The following is a 427-nucleotide window of genomic DNA, read 5'->3' on the forward strand; positions in this document are numbered from 1 at the left end:
GGTAGATCACGAAGATCGCCGTCCACTTCTTGGAGCCGGTCTCGCGCTGGACGACGCCGATGGTAGGCAGGCACTGCGGCGCGAAAATATACCACGCGAGGACCGACAGGCCCGTCGCCAGCGACCAGTCAGCGGCCAGCACCGAAGCCAGAGCGCCGACGTTTTCTTCGGCTCCCGCCACCGAATAGACAGTACCCAGAACGGCCACGGCCACTTCACGCGCGGCCATGCCCGGGATCAGAGCCACGACCATCTGCCACGTAAAGCCGATGGGGGCGAAGATCGGGTGTAGCGCCTTGCCCAGCATACCGGCGAACGAATAGTCGATGGCCGGTCCGGTCGCGCCTTCCGGCGGATAGGGGAAGGTCGACAGAGCCCAGACGATGATCATCAGTGGCAGGATGATTTTACCGGCGCGGTTCAGGAA

Annotated in this window: 1 protein-coding gene; it reads right to left on the minus strand. The window is 63.7% G+C overall.

What is annotated here, in order from left to right:
* On the minus strand, positions 1 to 427 hold a 427-nt coding region (locus WCE05_RS26145; RefSeq protein WP_368816857.1), incomplete at both ends, for a nucleoside recognition domain-containing protein.

This window comes from Pseudomonas sp. I2 (assembly GCF_040984075.1).
GTDB classification, from domain to species: Bacteria; Pseudomonadota; Gammaproteobacteria; order Pseudomonadales; family Pseudomonadaceae; genus Aquipseudomonas; species Aquipseudomonas guariconensis_B.